At 36.8% G+C, this 17,362-nt stretch carries 21 protein-coding genes and 1 tRNA gene; 7 read left to right on the forward strand and 15 right to left on the reverse strand.

All coding sequences use genetic code 11. The annotated features are described in order from the left end of the window. From ACHFIZ_RS13600 to ACHFIZ_RS13610, 3 genes are all read right to left on the reverse strand, one after another. On the reverse strand, positions 1-222 hold a 222-nt coding region (locus ACHFIZ_RS13600), incomplete at its 3' end, for a recombinase family protein (protein WP_410886751.1). Positions 223-479: 257 nt separating this feature from the next. After that, a complete protein-coding gene (locus tag ACHFIZ_RS13605) occupies positions 480-638 on the reverse strand; it encodes a DUF6734 family protein (RefSeq protein ID WP_410886950.1) in 159 nt (52 codons plus the stop codon). A 6-nt stretch (positions 639-644) separates the two neighbouring features. Continuing rightward, positions 645-2,111, reverse strand: a complete 1,467-nt coding sequence (locus ACHFIZ_RS13610) for a TlpA family protein disulfide reductase (protein WP_410886753.1) — start codon at positions 2,109-2,111, stop codon at positions 645-647. Between the two features lie 811 nt (positions 2,112-2,922). On the opposite strand from ACHFIZ_RS13610, the gene ACHFIZ_RS13615 reads away from it, so the two are divergent. The 4 genes from ACHFIZ_RS13615 (at position 2,923) to ACHFIZ_RS13630 (ending at position 6,769) form a co-directional block, all read left to right on the forward strand. After that, positions 2,923-3,480, forward strand: coding sequence for a Crp/Fnr family transcriptional regulator (locus ACHFIZ_RS13615; protein ID WP_410886755.1), 558 nt, complete (start codon positions 2,923-2,925; stop codon positions 3,478-3,480). An 82-nt stretch (positions 3,481-3,562) separates the two neighbouring features. After that, positions 3,563-3,925, forward strand: a complete 363-nt coding sequence (locus ACHFIZ_RS13620) for a glyoxalase (RefSeq protein ID WP_410886757.1) — start codon at positions 3,563-3,565, stop codon at positions 3,923-3,925. A 1,209-nt stretch (positions 3,926-5,134) separates the two neighbouring features. Beyond that, on the forward strand, positions 5,135-6,265 hold the full coding sequence (locus ACHFIZ_RS13625; RefSeq protein WP_410886759.1) for an ImmA/IrrE family metallo-endopeptidase: 1,131 nt from the start codon (positions 5,135-5,137) through the stop codon (positions 6,263-6,265). A 6-nt stretch (positions 6,266-6,271) separates the two neighbouring features. Then, positions 6,272-6,769, forward strand: a complete 498-nt coding sequence (locus tag ACHFIZ_RS13630; RefSeq protein WP_410886760.1) for a DUF4411 family protein — start codon at positions 6,272-6,274, stop codon at positions 6,767-6,769. Positions 6,770-7,055: 286 nt separating this feature from the next. Here ACHFIZ_RS13630 and ACHFIZ_RS13635 read toward each other — a convergent pair whose 3' ends face one another. Then, complete coding sequence (locus ACHFIZ_RS13635; protein WP_410886762.1) at positions 7,056-7,535, reverse strand: hypothetical protein; 480 nt, start codon at positions 7,533-7,535, stop codon at positions 7,056-7,058. A 3-nt stretch (positions 7,536-7,538) separates the two neighbouring features. After that, on the reverse strand, positions 7,539-7,703 hold the full coding sequence (locus tag ACHFIZ_RS13640) for a hypothetical protein (protein ID WP_410886764.1): 165 nt from the start codon (positions 7,701-7,703) through the stop codon (positions 7,539-7,541). A 224-nt stretch (positions 7,704-7,927) separates the two neighbouring features. On the opposite strand from ACHFIZ_RS13640, the gene ACHFIZ_RS13645 reads away from it, so the two are divergent. Further along, positions 7,928-8,113, forward strand: coding sequence for a JAB domain-containing protein (locus ACHFIZ_RS13645; protein ID WP_410886952.1), 186 nt, complete (start codon positions 7,928-7,930; stop codon positions 8,111-8,113). Between the two features lie 11 nt (positions 8,114-8,124). Here the strand turns inward: ACHFIZ_RS13645 and ACHFIZ_RS13650 are convergent, their stop codons facing one another. Further along, positions 8,125-9,561, reverse strand: coding sequence for an AAA family ATPase (locus ACHFIZ_RS13650; RefSeq protein ID WP_410886766.1), 1,437 nt, complete (start codon positions 9,559-9,561; stop codon positions 8,125-8,127). 405 nt (positions 9,562-9,966) lie between these two features. Here ACHFIZ_RS13650 and ACHFIZ_RS13655 point away from each other — a divergent pair, with 405 nt between their 5' ends. Both ACHFIZ_RS13655 and ACHFIZ_RS13660 read left to right on the forward strand, forming a co-directional pair. Beyond that, a complete protein-coding gene (locus ACHFIZ_RS13655; RefSeq protein WP_410886768.1) occupies positions 9,967-10,260 on the forward strand; it encodes a helix-turn-helix domain-containing protein in 294 nt (97 codons plus the stop codon). Further along, positions 10,260-11,507 carry a type II toxin-antitoxin system HipA family toxin gene (locus ACHFIZ_RS13660; protein ID WP_410886770.1) on the forward strand — a complete coding sequence of 416 codons (1,248 nt, stop codon included), beginning with the start codon at positions 10,260-10,262 and terminating at the stop codon, positions 11,505-11,507. Before ACHFIZ_RS13655 ends, ACHFIZ_RS13660 begins: the two co-directional genes overlap by 1 nt. Positions 11,508-11,657: 150 nt before the next feature. Here ACHFIZ_RS13660 and ACHFIZ_RS13665 read toward each other — a convergent pair whose 3' ends face one another. The 9 genes from ACHFIZ_RS13665 to ACHFIZ_RS13705 all read right to left on the reverse strand — a co-directional run bounded on the left by ACHFIZ_RS13665 (position 11,658) and on the right by ACHFIZ_RS13705 (position 17,362). Then, a complete protein-coding gene (locus ACHFIZ_RS13665) occupies positions 11,658-12,014 on the reverse strand; it encodes an integrase core domain-containing protein (protein ID WP_410886954.1) in 357 nt (118 codons plus the stop codon). 2 nt (positions 12,015-12,016) lie between these two features. After that, entirely contained in the window at positions 12,017-12,289 is a 273-nt protein-coding gene (locus tag ACHFIZ_RS13670; RefSeq protein ID WP_410886956.1) for a hypothetical protein, read from the reverse strand. Between the two features lie 96 nt (positions 12,290-12,385). Then, the gene (tnpA, locus tag ACHFIZ_RS13675; protein ID WP_410886772.1) at positions 12,386-12,652 is read right to left on the reverse strand and encodes an IS66 family insertion sequence element accessory protein TnpA; all 267 of its coding nucleotides are present in this window, start codon (positions 12,650-12,652) and stop codon (positions 12,386-12,388) included. Positions 12,653-12,706: 54 nt separating this feature from the next. Beyond that, positions 12,707-13,108: a helix-turn-helix domain-containing protein gene (locus tag ACHFIZ_RS13680; protein ID WP_410886774.1), complete on the reverse strand. Its 402-nt coding sequence runs from the start codon at positions 13,106-13,108 to the stop codon at positions 12,707-12,709. Between the two features lie 208 nt (positions 13,109-13,316). Continuing rightward, the gene (locus ACHFIZ_RS13685) at positions 13,317-13,529 is read right to left on the reverse strand and encodes an IS3 family transposase (protein ID WP_410886958.1); all 213 of its coding nucleotides are present in this window, start codon (positions 13,527-13,529) and stop codon (positions 13,317-13,319) included. After that, the gene (locus ACHFIZ_RS13690; protein ID WP_410886776.1) at positions 13,507-13,680 is read right to left on the reverse strand and encodes a hypothetical protein; all 174 of its coding nucleotides are present in this window, start codon (positions 13,678-13,680) and stop codon (positions 13,507-13,509) included. The genes ACHFIZ_RS13685 and ACHFIZ_RS13690 overlap by 23 nt, the downstream gene beginning before the upstream one ends. Positions 13,681-13,926: 246 nt before the next feature. Next, positions 13,927-15,636: a phosphoethanolamine transferase gene (locus ACHFIZ_RS13695; protein ID WP_410886778.1), complete on the reverse strand. Its 1,710-nt coding sequence runs from the start codon at positions 15,634-15,636 to the stop codon at positions 13,927-13,929. A 546-nt stretch (positions 15,637-16,182) separates the two neighbouring features. Then, positions 16,183-16,269 (reverse strand) — tRNA-Ser (locus ACHFIZ_RS13700). A 94-nt stretch (positions 16,270-16,363) separates the two neighbouring features. Next, the gene (locus ACHFIZ_RS13705) at positions 16,364-17,362 is read right to left on the reverse strand and encodes a YihY/virulence factor BrkB family protein (RefSeq protein ID WP_410886780.1); all 999 of its coding nucleotides are present in this window, start codon (positions 17,360-17,362) and stop codon (positions 16,364-16,366) included.

A 17,362-nucleotide genomic window follows, 5' to 3' on the forward strand; every position in this document is an offset into this window, starting at 1 on the left:
TACCAGGTCACGAAGAGAACGTCCAAGACGATCCAATTTCCAAACGACTACCTGATCACCCTTACGAAGAGTCGCCAAAAGATTTTTTAGTTCGGGTCTGTCTGTATTTTTGCCGGAGATCTTTTCCTGGTATATTGTCGTGCATCTATAATCTGTCAGCGCATTGAATTGAAGATCTAAATTTTGGTCTGCAGTACTTACTCTTGCGTAGCCTATTTTCATGTTATTTTTATTATCAAAAACTCATTATCAAAAATATAAAAATCATTTTGATTAATGGAATGGGTTTATGATAATCGGCAAAAAGAGAAAAGATATTTTAAGCTTAAATGAGATAGGTCTGATTTGTTTAAAGGCATCGGTTTATGCTCAAGATAAATTATCGAAAAAGGAGGGTTTTAGTTAAAGATACAAAAGGTAGAATCAGTCTCCAAAAGGGAAGGTTGAGATAATCAATTAATACTGCTGCCCCTTTTATGTCAGTGTATAAACTGCACATCAGTATAATATTGATTCAGTTTAAGACAACTAAGGGCACAGCCCATTATATGATGCTGTGGGCTAAGCCAACCAAAATGATCCTGGATTAGATCTTGTTGCCTGATCAGGGTGTTTGCACAATTTTCATAACTATAAATAGAAGCCTATAAGTTCTTGTTTATTAATTCTCTGAATTTGGCTTCACTGGGTCGGGGAGCATTGTCATTTAATACTCTACCTACCTTTCCGATGAGCATATATCGTGGGATACTATTGACGTTATAATGTTTGATGAATGACGCATCATCAGCATTGAGTAATAAATAATTTTCTTTCTCATCCAAAGCCTCCTCTTTTGCAGCTTTCTTCCATCCACCGACCTCACTGTCAGTCGATATGCTAATAAATATAATACTTTTCCCTTTGTACACCTTTTTCAAATCAGCAATGTAAGGCATCTCGTCACGACAAGGAATACACCAACTTGCCCAAAAATCTAAAATTATGAGTTTACCTCTATGAGTTGCGAAGACATCATTTAAGTCCTGTACGCTCTTTCCGTCTAAAGACAATAATTTATTTGTACCCTTTTTGAAGGCCGCCGCAACTTTGTTCTCCTGCAAAAGCGCGGTAACCTGGTTGAAATATCCTTTGTCCTGACACAAAACACTAAATTTATCGATGTAGCCTTTAGGAATGTCAACATGATTAGTTTTTGCTCTCTTAAGCAGATGGGCTAATAAAAAATCGCGGGTACGGCCCTTGAAGTTGTTTTCTATGAAATCGAATGACTTAAGAAAATCAGGCTCGCTTTTTCCTATCCCATCAATATCAAAGCGGTTGGTTCCCACAGCCATAGAAACCAGATCAATGCATAAACGATAGAAAGTTGCATAATTTAAAAATCCAAGTTTTTGAATACTGAAAGCTTTTGCTTCTATAAAGCTTTTGTATGATTTTTCCTTCATCAACAAGCTTCGGTTATTATGGTACAATAACAATGAATCGCGAATTGCTGTACTTGATATGCAGTGTTTGGCAAAAACAGCAAATTTCTCGCTGATTGGATGTGAATGAGAGTAGGAGTTTAAAAAAGTCAGCCTTTCCTGTTTTAAGCTGTCTATGCTAAATTCCAGTTTAGTAAGCTGATTCATACTTCCAACTGATCTCTGGTAGGACATTTTGGGAACAAAATACCACATATTTCCAGTCTGGGTTACTACTCTTCTAAAGAAATCCAGTTCGTTTGTGCGCATCACGTTTCCAGGTATATACATCTGTAACGAATCAGTACCCGCGTTCCTTACATTTATCTTTTCTCCAGGATGAATAAAAAAGGGTGTTTGCTTTTCGGTAGATTCTAGCAACAGAACCGGGCTGGTTAATGCAAATTTGGTTTTTATGGCATCCATACTTACACCATGGGTTTGTGCTAATGAATCATGATAATAAAAAAACACCCCAGAGCGTTTTCCATTTACTTGAAAATTGTCATTTGAAAGAGTAACCGTATCTACTTTAGAATCTGTTACCTTAGGCTCTACTTTGGTGTTTATAGAGCTTGAATTGCAGCAAAGGATAAATAAGGTGACCCCCGTGAGCAGGGTATTGGTATAGACGAATCGTTTCATGTAATTTGATTTAAGTAAACAGCTCCGATTATAAATAACCGTAGTATGATAGGAATTATCAAAGAATGCCAATTAAAATGTTTTCAGAGATTTTATACAAATTTGATAAACTGTGTAAGTGGGCTAAGCCCGAGATATCGAAGCCACGAAAAACATGCGGCAAAATAGTTTCATTAGAGAGCATATTTATTTGGTTAGATTTAAAATAATATTAGGGAGTAAAATTCAAAACTCAAAATAATGTATTGTTACACCCAAGCAAAGTGTATTTTTTACAGTGAATTTCATTAATTAAAAATTTAAAAAAAGTTTCACAGAGATTAAAAACGATGTTTCTTTAACCAAAATAAAAAAACGATATAAATTGTAATTTATTTATTACAATTCGAATTTGTGTGAAAATCACGACATATTGAGAAAATACAACATATTTAATCTAATCTGAATTTAATAAGCACCAGTATATAGACTTATGAGTCAGAACATTAGCAGCGATAAATTTAAGAATACAGATTACAGTATTTATTGCTATACCGGGCGTTTTACTATTCTGCGTATCGAATCAAGGCTTTCGCTCGCCCTATCCTTAGCCTTTTTGTTAGCCATGTATAAAGGCGAAACATAAAAATGAATATTTTTGATCTGATATCTTACAAAAGCCTCGAATCATATTAAGCTGCTTTGACGATCTATCTCAAAAAACGAAGGTATATCTAACTCGTAGGCTCACTTTAATCACTTGGCTCTACATTATCATTTAAGGGTGGAATAATGATAATAGTACACTACTGTTTTTTTTCTAAATTGCGAGGTGCATTCAGATGTATTAAATACTGTCGGCAGTTTTTTGGACTGGGAAAGGCTACTTTTTGAAAAGGAGGTTAAGCTTCGTTATATTGATAAGAATGAGATACTGCTCCAAAAAGGAGACGTTGCTGCATCGGTATTCTTTAATTTGAAAGGCTTGCTTTATCAACATATCCAAAGTGAAGAAAAAGGCCACACCATTGTAGATCTTCATCTGGAGAATGAATGGTTATTAAATCACAGAAGCTTTGTTACTCAGCAGCCTGCTGACAGTAGTATATCTTCATTTACAGGCGGCTTAATCCTTGAGCTCAGTATTAAATCCATACACTACCTGATCGGACGCTCGCTGTCATTTCTTCAATTGAATAAGATTATGGACAATGCGGTTTCTAGAATTGTTTTGTTTGACAATGCCTTAACGCCAAAAGAGAAATACCTTTATGTCTTAAACAACAGGCCACAATTGATTCAGGAATTTCCACTAAAGATGATTGCTTCCTATCTGAAAATTACGCCTGAGACACTTAGCAGGGTTAGGGAGAAGATTATCCGGCAATAAGGTCTTTCTTGATCCTAATCAAGTGTAGCTACGGATTTGGTTCAATATCTTTGTTCCCATTGATAAAAAACTAATCAAATATATGGAATACAATGTGATTTCAATCCGGCCATTTATTGGCTCGAGGAATTTTGAACAGTCTGGTAACTTTTACCGAGACCTTGGATTTAGCGAAATAAGCTTAGGGCCAAAGATGTCTTTTTTCCAAAATAAAAAAGTTGGATTTTACCTCCAGGATTTCTTTGTGCAGGATTGGGTGGGTAATACGATGGTGTTTCTGGAGGTCGAAAATTTGGATCAGGTTTATCATGACTTGCTCGCCTTGGATTTAAAAGCTAAATACCCAGACGCAAAGCTAATTCCGATTTGCGTAGAACACTGGGGTCGGGAGTTTTTCCTGCATGATCCCTCTGGAATTCTCTGGCATTTTGGAGAGTTTAAATAACAGGTGAAAGCGGTTTAGATGTTATCAAACTATGAAAGAATGAGAGTATTCCATAATTTCATTTGATGACCAGGTTTTCGTTGAACAGAAAGCAGCGGGTTGTAGATTCTGAGCCTGAAACCCTTTAAGCGAAGTATAAGGTGTAGGCGGGCATAGCCCGTCTACACTCCGTTTATGATGAATATCGTGTTTCTACATCCCAACTACAGCGTTCCGGGTATATTTTCTGGTTTGATCGAAATGACTTAAAGTTAGGATTGCCCTCGTTACAACCATAGTACTCAAAGTATACTCAGAGCATATTCGTTGGGATAAGGGCGGCCTTTACGCACTAATACCGCAAGGAGTATCCTAGGAGATACCTCTGAGCTCCGGTCTAGAATGAGTTTGTATCTTAAAGCAAATCGGTCGTTCAGCCTGTCATCTAGAGTCCAGTATTTTCGGATTTATCGAAAAGTAAGAAAAGTTTCGCCGACATAATAGCGGACATTTTGCATAAACGGCGGACATTCGCGGACATTTTCCTAGATAATTAGTTGTTAGGCATCTATATAGGTATTTTTGTATAAATATATATTTGCCTTCTGCGAAGCGGGCCGAGAAGTTCATTGACGTATTAATAATAAACGAGTGTTTGATCAGAAATGGTATGGTGATAGGCCCAGTTGATGCTCTCTTATGACCGCTGCAGCGGTTACAAAAGAGTTAAAGTTCATTGACGTATCGTACAATAATTACTTTAGGTGCGCTGTTCTGCATTCTGACAGGTTGTTGATGATGGTCTTTAACGTCATGCTTAATCTGTAAATTGATATTGAACAGATATAGGCTGAGTATCTAATACAGTTCCGTCACGTCGAGATGGCGATGGATAGTGACAATTAGGTTGACGCATTTGTTGGAAACAGAGGTACTGCTGTTTTTACAAGGATGTCACACTGAATTCGGTCATGGAAGAGTTGGCTTAGATCAGGAAATAGCTTAAATTTGAAATACAATTGATTTTCCATCTATTTCATTTAAAGTGAAATAATTATTAAAATTTCATAAAAGAAGAAATTTTCTTCGGAGTTATAGATAAAGTGAAATTTGTAGGTGATTTAGTATCAACCTTAAGTATCGATCTAAGTTTGGGAAACTCCCATTATGGAATAAAGTAGTATAAATCGCTAATATTTAAAATCAATTATATCTTTATCTTTGTAGTAAATGGGCACTGAAATTAATATCAATCCAACAATGCTTACTTGGGCAATAGCTCGAGCAGGATATGTAGTGGATGATTTTTTGGAAAAGTTCCCGCATGTAAAAAAGTGGATTGAGCAAATCAAAAACCCAACAGTTAAGCAGTTAGAAGAGTTTGCCCATCGTGTTCATATTCCTTTTGGTTATTTATTTCTTCAAGAGCCACCTAAAGAACAAATCCCTTTTCCTTTTTTTAGAACAGGTAATAATCAAACTCATCAGGTTAGTATAAATGTTTACGACACAATATTAATATTGCAAAGGAGACAAGATTGGCTTACCGATTATTTATTGGAGAAAGAGGAACTTCCTCTTCCTTTTGTAGGTAAATTTAATAGTGAAGCAGGCTTTGAAACAATCGTAGCGGATATTAGACAAACTTTAAATCTAATTCCAGATTGGGCTAATGATTTTCAAACCTTTGAGAATACATTAAGCTTCATTACCAAAAAAATTGAAGAGATTGGTATTATGATTAATTTCAACGGAATCGTTGAGAATAATACGCACAGAGTAATTCCTGTTGATGAATGCAGAGGTTTCGTTTTAGTAAATGAAATGGTTCCTTTTATGTTTGTGAATTCAGCTGATGCTAAAGCTGCCCAGTTATTTACTATTATTCATGAACTTGCTCATATTTGGTTAGGTGAGAGTGCAGGATTTGATAATCAAAATTTACTACCAGCAAACGATCCAATTGAAAAGTTATGTGATCAAGTGGCTGCAGAGTTTTTAGTCCCTGCTATTTCTTTCAATGAAATTTGGGCTAATAGTGCTGATATCCATAAATTGGCTAGATATTTTAAAGTTAGTCCTATTGTAATAGCTAGAAGAGCCTTAGATCTAGGAAAGATGAATAAGGGAGAATTCTTTCAGTTTTATAATCACTACATGGAGGGAATTAGACTTAAAAAGGAAAGCCAAGGAAGTGGAGGCGATTTTTATGCAACTGCAAGAAAACGAATAAGCGTAAATTTTGCTGCTTACGTTGATCAAGCTGTTAAGCAAAACAAACTTTTATACCGTGATGCCTATAAGATTACGGGTTTAAGGGGAGATACCTATCAAAATTTTGTTACTAAACATCTCTTCTAACCTAGTATGGCATCCCCTTTTGTTTTAGACTCCAACTTCTTTATTCAGGCACATAGAATGCATTACCCAATGGATGTTGTGCCAAGTTTTTGGCTGAAAATTAAAGAATTGGCTGAAAAAGGAATAGTTGTTTCTATTGATAAAGTAAAAGATGAACTTCATTTAAATAAGGATGACCTGACGGTATGGTGTGACGAAAATCTGCCAAAAGATTTCTTTAAAGAAACTGATGTCGTAATAAAGGAATATATTGCTGTGACAAGTTGGGCTAATTCAAAATCTACTCACTACAATTTAGCAGCTTTAAATGAGTTTTTAGATTCAACTGAAGCAGATGCATGGTTGGTGGCTTATTCTTTAGCGAACAGTAGTAGGATTGTTACTCATGAAACAAGTGAGCCAAATAGAAAAAGTAAAGTTAAAATCCCAGATGTTTGTTCTCCATTTGGAATAAGTTGTGTTAATACCATAGAGATGTTTAGATATTTGGGTGAACAATTCTAAGCATTAATAATAGATTGGAAATTGGAATAATTACAAGGGTTAAGTCTAAGCTTAAAAATGAAACAGTTTAAACAGTTCCACTCAATTTTTTGTTGCACAAATTTCTGAACAATCCATTTCCGCCAAGACCAAGCCCTTCGGGTTTGCTAGAAAAAAATACCTCGCAAGCGAAGCGAGCAGGGAAGATTTTTCTCTGCAAAGCCTTGTCTTGAAATGAATCGTGTTCAGGAGCGGTAGTTTACCAAAAAGATTGGAGTGGTTTGCTCGTGAATGGACGAGGCTAATTTTAAGAATTATCTCTTAGCTTACGTATTTGTTCCAGTGCTAATACATCTATTTGGTCTTTTGGTCGATTAACAGCCTTTTTGTTTTCGATCAATTGATTGATATGGAGAAAAGGAACATTTACATCCTCGATATTGGCAACAGAAGCCATTTCTAAACATTCATCGAAGGTATATCCTTCCAGGCCTTTCATATCAATTAGTATATCTAATCGAAGCCCATTGTTAAGATGAAAATCAGTCCAACCTGGAATAAATTGCATATAGTCAATCTTAGGATAGTCTCCCATATCGCATTTTAAAAAAGCTTTACGCAATGCCTTTCTATTTTCTAGATCATCCTTTAGCCAAATATCTAAATCTACAGTAAAACGCTGGTAACCGTGCAAATTTGTCGCATAACCACCAACCATAATATATTTCACATTAAATTCTTCCAGCGCTTTCCAGAAATTTAAGATTTCCTCGTCAAATATATCCACAAATTACTTGCTGATAAACGGTTTATGGGTTATGGATGCTTTACTCATTGTCTGCTGTATTTTATACAGTCGGGTTGCCATTTCAAAGCGCTCTTTATAACTGCGGTTTAATCCTTCCTTTAAGAGGTCTAATTCAGCTTTATCGAATGATTTTTTAATTTTTTCCATGACATATCTGTCTTAAAACTATATCAAATTTATGCAAAATGTTTGCCATTAACACAATAAGGCCATGGTATTTTTGGATCTAAAAAACTTGATGTTCCATTGTGGAACATCAAGTTTTAAATAACTGCTAATTTCTTTTTCAATAATGCCATATCAGCGCCAACTTTAAGTAGTGATATAACGAAGTTCTGCAGTAACATCCAATTAAAGCTGCAATATTATTTATCACTTTACATAAAAGCCACAACCATCCGAGTTCAAACCTGAAACCCAGCCAGTCAGACCTTAAGCTCACCAGAAGACTGGTAGAGGTTGGAAAATTACTGGATTTACTAATCTTGGATCACATCATCCTGACCAAACGTGGTTATTTCTCCTTTGGGGATGAAGGCTGTTATAGCCCTTTTTAAATCATGTCTGGTTATACGTCGAAGAGTGCATCCATTAGAACTTCAGATTGTACCAGCCCTGGATGGCTTCCTGGTTTTTTAACGCCATAGGTAGTGACCATTGTTAAAAAAACCGTTTTCTTTGTTCCGGTTTGTTGCTGGAAACAATCGATTTTATTGTTTAGTTCATTGGCATAAGTTTTAGTGATCTCAAAAGGCTTGGCAGAAAATTTCATTTCGCAAACGCTAACACACCCATCATTACGATCTATGAGCAGATTAATTTGTGCGCCTTTTTCTGTTTTAGCTTTTGGTTGGTATCTCCATACAGATTCTTCAGTGTAGATCGCTTCTATTCCCATCGCCTTTTTAATTTGGGGTATGTGCTTTAAACAAATACTTTCAAATGCATTTCCGCTCCAGCTTGTCCAGGATTGTCCGGTCATTGCCTTTAGCCATGTTCCGCTGCCGGTTGCCTTGCTTCCATCTATATATTTTAAATAAAATAACGAGTATTCATCGACCAGTTTGTACAGTTTGTTCCTGCTGGTTTTTCCAAATGGGGTATAATCTGCTATAAAACCAGATTCAATCAATTCATCCAATAATTTGGTAGCATGTCCACCGGTTGTCAGTTTACAGGTATCGATGATTTCTTGTCGTGACAAACCCTTTCCTTTCTTTGCGAGTGCCTTTACGATATCGATATGGCTTTGCGCATTGTCAAAAAGGGAAAAATAGAGGTTTTTGAATTCGTCCACCAGAAGCCCGTCTTTTGTAAAGCACAGCTTATCGATCATTTGGGCTGCACTCTCTCCCAGTACAATTTCCTTTAGATAATGCGGGATGCCTCCCATAGTCATATATAGTTGCAGGAGCTGGTATTTATCAAGTTTTATCTTCCTGTTTTTCAGATAAGCAGCTGTTTCTCCTATTGTAAAAGGCAGTAGTCTGATCCGTTTTGTCACCCGGTTATGTAACCCGCCCTTGTTGTTTATAATCTTTGTAATCATCCAGGAGGCGGCTGATCCGCAAATAACCACTACAAGTTTTGGCTGTCGTGATGCCCAGGTATTCCAGAATTGTTCAAATGCCGGCAAAAAACCAGACTTTGGGGTATCTATCCAGGGGAATTCGTCCATGAAGATGACTGTTCTTTGGCTTTTAACCAGAGGGGTTAAATATTGTTTGAGCATTTCAAATGCCTTAAGCCAGCTGTGCGGCTTGGCCAGGGGCAGAGATCCGGAAGCATGGGTTAACGCCAGGCTGAATCCTTCTAATTGTTGATCTAAGGTAGCGTGGTGAATACCTGAAAATTCAAACGCAAGTTCCCTGCTGAATCCATTTCTGATAAGGAAGGTTTTACCTATACGTCTCCGTCCGTAGATTGCCACTAGTTCTGCATCCCCGGATTTCTCTATATCCAGTAATAGCTTTTTTTCTATTGCCCGCCCTATTATTGTTTCCATCTGATCTTCATTTGTATAACAAAGATAAGAATTATGTCTGAGTTATGGCGTGATATAAGGTTTTATAATACGCCATAGCTATGTTTTTAGGATCACTTATGGCGTGATATAAATTTTTATAATGCGCCATAAGTGTACTTTTTAAATTGAAATTCACGAGGGGAGCCTTCATGTGTTCATAATTACACCATGTTCATGTTGATAAATAGGGTAGAGGCTAAGTCTTTATTCATCCAGTTATTTTCTAAACAGATGATTTTCAGTAATACAACAATATCATGTGGGCGCATCCCTAAACTTTAACGCTTTATGTTCTGTCATTAATAAATTAATTTAAGGAGAGAATTATATTCATGTTGTTTATTATCATCATTTAAATTATATTTGTTGATAATAAACAACATTATGAGATCTAAAAAGCAAATTTTGTTTCCTAAGTTTCAGAAAATATTGGAACAGATGGGCGAGAATATCAAGCTTGCTAGGAAACGGCGAAAGTTAACCGCTATACAGGTTGCAGAAAGAGCAAATATAGATCGTACGACTCTTTACCACATCGAAAAAGGTAATCCTAGTGTTTCCATGGGTGCCTATTTTAATGTTTTGAGAGTGCTGGGCTTGCAGGACGATTTCTTGGTATTGGCATCAGATGATGAGATGGGAAGAAAGTTGCAGGATTTAGAACTGATTGGTAAATAATGGCAGACAAAACTGATATATGGGTTTACGCCGATTGGAAAGGAATGCCCTCGCCTAAATGTATTGGTATTTTAACCGCCCAACAGGAAAAAGGGAGAAAGGCTTTTAGCTTTGCTTATGATAAAAATTGGATAAGTTCGGAAGAACAGCTATTACTCGATCCAGATATTGCATGGTACGGCGGACAGCAATATCCAAATGGAAAAGAATATTTTGGTGTTTTCTTAGATTCCATGCCCGATAATTGGGGCAGAACGCTGATGAAAAGAAGAGCTTCAATAAATGCAACACAGCAGGGGAGAACGGCGCCGGTTTTGTACGATATTGATTTTCTGCTAGGAGTACACGATTTGAGTCGTATGGGAGCTTTAAGATTCAAAAAAGATCCCAACGGAATGTTTTTAGATAATGATGCTATTTCTCCTACGCCACCATGGGCAAATATTAGAGAGTTACAATATGGCGCTTCCTTGATCGAATCTAATGAAGATAGCGACGAGGTGAAAAAATGGTTAACCATGTTAATGGCGCCAGGTTCTTCTTTGGGTGGCGCTAGGCCAAAAGCTAATATTCTGGATGACGGTGGTCAGCCATGGATTGCTAAATTCCCGTCTAAAAATGATACAATTAATAAAGGTGCGTGGGAATTTTTAGCTTGGCGATTAGCATCGGAAGCTGGTATTGAAATGGCGGATTCTAAGCTGGAAAAAATTGCCGGTAGATTCGATACATTTTTTACAAAACGTTTTGATAGAGAAGGACAAGAACGCATTCACTTTGCTTCTGCAATGACCATGACTGGCAAGAACGAAGATTTAATTCGGGACGAAACCCCGTCATACTTAGATATTGCAGAGTTTATCCAGTTTTCGGGAGCAAACATAAACGAAGATCTTCATCAGCTTTGGAGGAGAATGGCGTTTAACATCATGATATCCAATACAGATGATCACTTACGTAATCACGGATTTATTTTAACTAGTGCAGGTTGGAGGTTATCGCCTGCTTTTGACATCAACCCGTCTATTGATAAAAATGGTCTCGCTTTAAACATAGATACAGATAATAACGCACTGGATTTTGAGCTGGCAAAAAGCGTGGGTTCGTATTTTAACTTGTCTAATAATGAAATGAACCTCATTTTAGATGAACTAAAGAGCGTAGTTACCAAATGGAAATTTTTTGCTAATGAAATAGGAATATCAAGAGCCGAGCAAAATTTGATGGCAGGTGCATTTAAGGTTTAAAAAGTCGAGCAAAAAAAGGAACGACGTCCCGCCATTCCTTCTCATTTATGTTTTGTGTTCACAAGCCTAAATTACATCAGGAAAATTTCTTCCTCAAATGAGCCATGTCTTCGCCAATTTTAAAATCCAATATCTTAGCGTAATGTTGCGTCATTTGTATATTTCGTTGTTGTACATCCAAGCCCATGCCTGAGCATATTTTCTTAATTCAGCCAAGCTGTCGAACATATAACAATCAAGCACATCCTGTCTAAATGTCCTGTTAAAGCGTTCGATCAGGCTATTCTGAGTGGGTTTTCCAGGCTGTATATAATTCCAGCTGACGCTATTTGTCTTACACCATTCTGATATCGCCGTAGAGATAAACTCTGGCCCATTATCCGAACGTATGGTGTCCGGCTTTCCTCTCCAATCAACTAATTTGTCTAATTCCAGTATCACCCGTTGTGAGGGTAAGCTGCTGTCTACCGTTATGGAAAGTACTTCCCGGTTGAAATCATCAATGATATTTAATTCCTGAGCGTTTTCCCATTTGCAAGTGTATCATGCATAAAGTCCAGGCTCCAGGTGACATTTGGATAGATTGGATAAAGCAATGGTTCCTTAACTCGTGTCGGAAGCCTCTTTTTCCTCTTATTTCGAAGGTTTAGACGCATGGAAGTATAAATCCGGTAAACGCGTTTATGATTCCAAATGTATTGCAACTTTCGAAGTCGGTGAAACATCAGCCAGAATCCCCAGCTGCGATGTGATTCGGCCAGAGAAGACAACTGATCTATGATTTGTTCATCATCTTTTCGCTTAGCAGGAGGCCTGCCGAAGGCTCATCTGGAATGTCTCTCTGGCATATCCAACAAGCTCCCGCTTTTCGGCAGGCCCTAAAGCTTTTTTTCAATCACATCTTTAAGAACAGTAATCTGAAATATCTGTTCAGCTACAATCTTTTTGTATTGTACCAGCTCCTTCTCCAGGTCTTTCAGTTGCTTAACCTGGGAAACCTCCATCCCAGAATACTTGCTTTTCCATTTGTAAAATGTCCCCTGACTAATGCCATGCTCGCGGCAGATATCCGAAACTGATTTCCCTGATTCCTGTGAAGACAAAATCTTGATGATTTGTGGATCACTAAAATTGCTTTTTTTCATTACCCTAAATTTATTAAATACTACACTTATTTCTGTAGCTGTTTTTAGGGAAGATTACAGCTTGCGCGCAAGCAGTTGTTGCTGAAGATGAAAACAGAACTGGGAATAGCCATACCCATCGGAATAAACCTGGATATATTCTTCCCAAAGCAGCTTTTTAGTGACTCCAACAAGGGCAAGTTCTTTACGGAAATAATCCAGATTACTGCTTAAGTGTTCAAACCTGGGGTCTTTATAGGCCGGGTTACCCGCATGAAACCTGCTCTTCAGTACCGGATCTTCAAGGGCTAAAAGTTCTGCTACAGGCAACTTACCGGTAGCTAATTTGGTTAAATAAGACTTAACGGTATTCCTGCTGATCCCGAGATTTCGGGCCATACTTTTGATGGAATCCCCTTGCTTGTGTAAACGTAATAGTTGTTTGATCTGACTCATTGCTTTTGCTTTTCCAGCCATCAGCGTTCTGTTTAGGTGAAGAATATTCATCTAATAAACCAAAACCATATTTAAGAGGGGGTCAGCATGCTCCGGTACATGACCGATTCCACTTAATTAAGAGGGGTCAACATGCCCCGGTACGCACCGTTTCTTAATACAAGGGGGGTCAGTATCCGCCGGAATGTCAGGGTTTGTTTAAAAAAAACCCTTTTCAAATCCTTTGCTTTTAATCCAATATGGTGGGGTCAGTATGCTCCGGAATATCCACCTTATTGCCAATGCTTAACTTTTTAGCGGGATATACGGCCATAAGCCCCATGAGACGCATTAACCTTCGTATTCGCTTTACATTGACCTTATGGCCTTCACTCCTGCATAAATAAGCACAGATAGTCAGAACGCCGCTATGAGGATGTTCAAGAAAGTATTTGTCGATCAGTTTTCATCAGATCCAGGTTCAGTTCACTTTCCCCTTCAGGGGCATAGTAGAAGCCTGAACGGTGAATACCAAGCATCATGCATTGTTCAGTAATATTAAACTTCGAGTCTTTTACCACCATTTGCCTGCGCTCAATGATACCGCACTTCATAACAACTTTTTTTTTAACCACTCATTTTGCATCTGAAGCTTACCGATCTGCTCAAATAAACGGGCTTCATTTGCCTCAGCATCTTTGTTGATTGATGGTTTCTCGGAAAACAACATCGAGCTGTTATCAACAAATTGCTTCTTCCAAAGGGAAATCTGTGTAGGATGAAGATCATACTGAACCGCGAGTTCTGCAAGTGTCTTCTGCTCTTTTAATGCCTCTATGGATACTTTCGCTTTGAATTCATTAATGCTCTTTTAGTAGGGATATTTTCTTTAAATCGCTGTAGTTATAAACTTTTGATTCGCCACCTAAAATTCTTTGAGGAGAACTTTGAAATGTTTTACTAGCCAAACTTTTAGTGACATCTATATTAGGATATTGAATACTGCTTAAATCTAACAGGGTATAAAATAAATCTTGAGAACCAATAGGCTTATCTTTATTAGCATTAAAATTTTTAATTTTATCCGTAAATGAAGTTCTATATGCTTGGGAAGACCAAATAAAATACGGAATGCTTGCAACATATTCAGACGGAACAGAATTTATATGTTGGGATAATTTACGTTCATCATCAAACAAATCCTCACCATGATCTGAAATATAGGTAACTGTACTTACTGAATTTGTCTCTTTTATTAAATCAATTATTTTAGAAATTACCGCATCCGTATACAATATGGTGTTATCATAGCTATTAATAATGATTTCTTTTTTAGAATAATCTGTTGGGTTAATTACATCTGTTTTGGACGAAGGTTTAAATTTATCATAAGCATCTGGATACCTTGCAGCATAATTATAATGACTTCCTAAGGTGTGTAAAATGATGAAAACCTTTTTTTCGTTCTTATTTAAGATTTTTTGTAGATATGGAACCAGTTCCATATCTAAATTTACGTTTTTACTAAATGTGTAATTAGAAGGAAGATAAAACTGCTCATCAGATTCTCTAGCAAACATTCCGATTTTTTCAAAATCATTTTGGTTACTTAACCAATAGGTTTTAAAGCCCGCTTCTTTATACGCTGAAATGACACTCTTTTCTGAGTACACTCGCTTATAATCATCAGCAGTAGCTCTGGTTATTATCAAGGGTACTGCTATTGCTGTGATGTAACCACCCGAAACTGTATTAGAGAATTTAATAATTTCGTTTTGTTTTTTTGTTAATTCAGGTGAGTTTTTTCTATCATATCCAAACAGTTGCCAGTTTTTAGCCCTTGCACTTTCACCTATAACCAATACATAGATTTGTCTTTCTTTAAGAGCAACATTTTGATTCGCATTAAATTTGAAGTCTTTGACTTGTTTTTCGTGTTGATTGATAAGTTGAAGTTGTTCATGAAATAAATTGAAATTATAAATTAAAGATCCAGGAAGAGTCACAGTTAGGTTTTTCTTAATCTGATTTTTATAACTCAGGTTTTTTAATGATAAAAGCCCGAGAAGGGCAAACCCTATTACAGAACCTAATGATATTTTTAATGAATTATTGAAAGATATTTTAGAGGGTAATTTTTTGCTCAGGTAAATGAAAGCGCCATAATAACCTAATAAAAGAAAAATAAAATACAAAATATAACCACGAGCAAACTCTAATGCTTCGCCTGAATTGGTATTATAAACTACCACCATAATATCAAAATTTAGTGTCAGCGTGTAGAGTATTACACAAAATAGAGATATCGGTACAAAAATGATAATAGGTAATAAAAGCCAAGTGTAAAGTTTGATGTTATTACGAAATAACACAGTAGGAGCAAGAATATAAAAGGTTGTGATTAAGAAAACTAAAAGAATCTGAAAATATTCGCCCGTTATAAATGAACTTATCACCTCGGCAATACTTAACAAAAACACAATACTTAAAACCAACGAAACATTAATCAATAATCTTGATTTAGCTTCACTTTTTTTAGAGTCTAAATAGAGAGAATCTGGAGCGCTCATAAGATTTTTAACACACGATAAGTAATATAAAAAGTTCTATAATTTTATTAATTATTTAACCTACAAATATTTAAGATTAATAGCGTCCTAAACGCTAAAAAGAGAAAGGGAAAGCTTTAACACAAAGTTACCTTTGTGGTGCAAAAACAATTCCCGTTTCTCGATGGTAAACATAACATTATTTTCACAAATTATATCAAAGTTAGACCGGTCTAAGTTCAATAAACTGACTTTGAGTCAAGGAGGAGACAAGCACAATGTGACGTTCGGCCGTTCACATCTTTCTCCTGGTATCTTGATGAGGTAGCTTTGCTGCATCTGGTAGGGTAGTTTATTACATACATACAAGAATGGTTTGATTCAGAATATTATTGATCTGTCAAAGACCGATGTTTAAAAATCCTTTCTGATTCTATTTGGAGAGGTTTTTTTAGTGAAATTACCGTGCTTAAATCGTGCTCAAACTACCATTTTATACCCCTTTTTAAATATTTTGCTCATAAAAAAAACCCCTTTAAAGTTAATTAAAGGGGGTTAGTTATAATGCGGAGAGTGGGGGATTCGAACCCGCGGACCCTTTAACAAGTCAACAGTTTTCAAGACTGCCGCAATCGACCACTCTGCCAACTCTCCGCCGCAAAAGTACAAATAGAAGTTTATTATGCAAACAATGAAGGGAATATTTTCGCTTAGAATTGATAAACGCTTAAAACAGAGCAAGAAAAAGTTATTTCCTGGTTAGCCTATTTTCTATAGCTTCTGTTTTTTTGAACAAATTGAAGTTCGTCTTAATAATTTTTACACTTCTTTTGGATAAGTCAACGCTCGCATTTAGCTCAAAGCCTACCAAAAGGATCAAAGAATTCAGGTAAAGCCAGATCATAATAACGATTAATGTCCCGATCGATCCATAGATCTTGTTGTAGGAACTGAAATTATTAATGTAGAAGGAGAATCCCCAGATGGTAAGGAAGGCAAGGATAGTAGCGAGCCATGATCCAGCGCTGAAAAAACGCCACTTTTTAGCGTGTGCAGGACCATAACGGTATAAGATAGAAATGGTCACAAAGTAAAGGGTGCCGAGTAGTGCCCATCTGCTAAGCTGGATGGCAAAGGTAGCTAGGCCATCCCTGATATTTAATTCTGAATTCAAATAATTTAAGGCAAATTCTCCAATTGCCATTGCAATAATACAGGCTATCACAGAGAAGGCAATAATTATAGTGAGTACGATGGCGATAAATCGCTGCTTAAACCAAGTACGCGTTTCAATGATAAGAGAGGATTTGTTGAAAGCCATCATCAGGTTGTGTACGCCATTCGTAGAAAAGAAAAGTGCCAAAATAAAACCAAAGGAAAGTAAACCTCCATTCTGTTTTAATACGATCTCCTCGAGAGTTGATTTAAAGGCTCCATAAGCATCCTGAGGTAAGATCAGAATGATTAGCTCCATCAGCTTGTTCTGGAAGTTTAAACCACCCCATTTTGGAATAAAAGGAATCAACGTAAAAAGGAAGATAATACCGGGGAAAATAGCGAGCATAAAGTTGTAGGCCAATGAAGATGCTTTATTAACCAAAGAATCTTTACCGATCTCCGTGAAAAAGAAAGTGGCTACCGTGTAAAGTGGGAGCGGACTAAATCCAGGAAGCACACATACCTTCGTCCAGTCAATAAACAAAGAATAGATTCTGATCCTCAAGAGTTGTCTGTGTACCCAGTTCAT

Origin of the sequence: Pedobacter sp. JCM 36344, from assembly GCF_046546555.1 — a bacterium.
Taxonomy (GTDB): Bacteria; Bacteroidota; Bacteroidia; order Sphingobacteriales; family Sphingobacteriaceae; genus Pedobacter.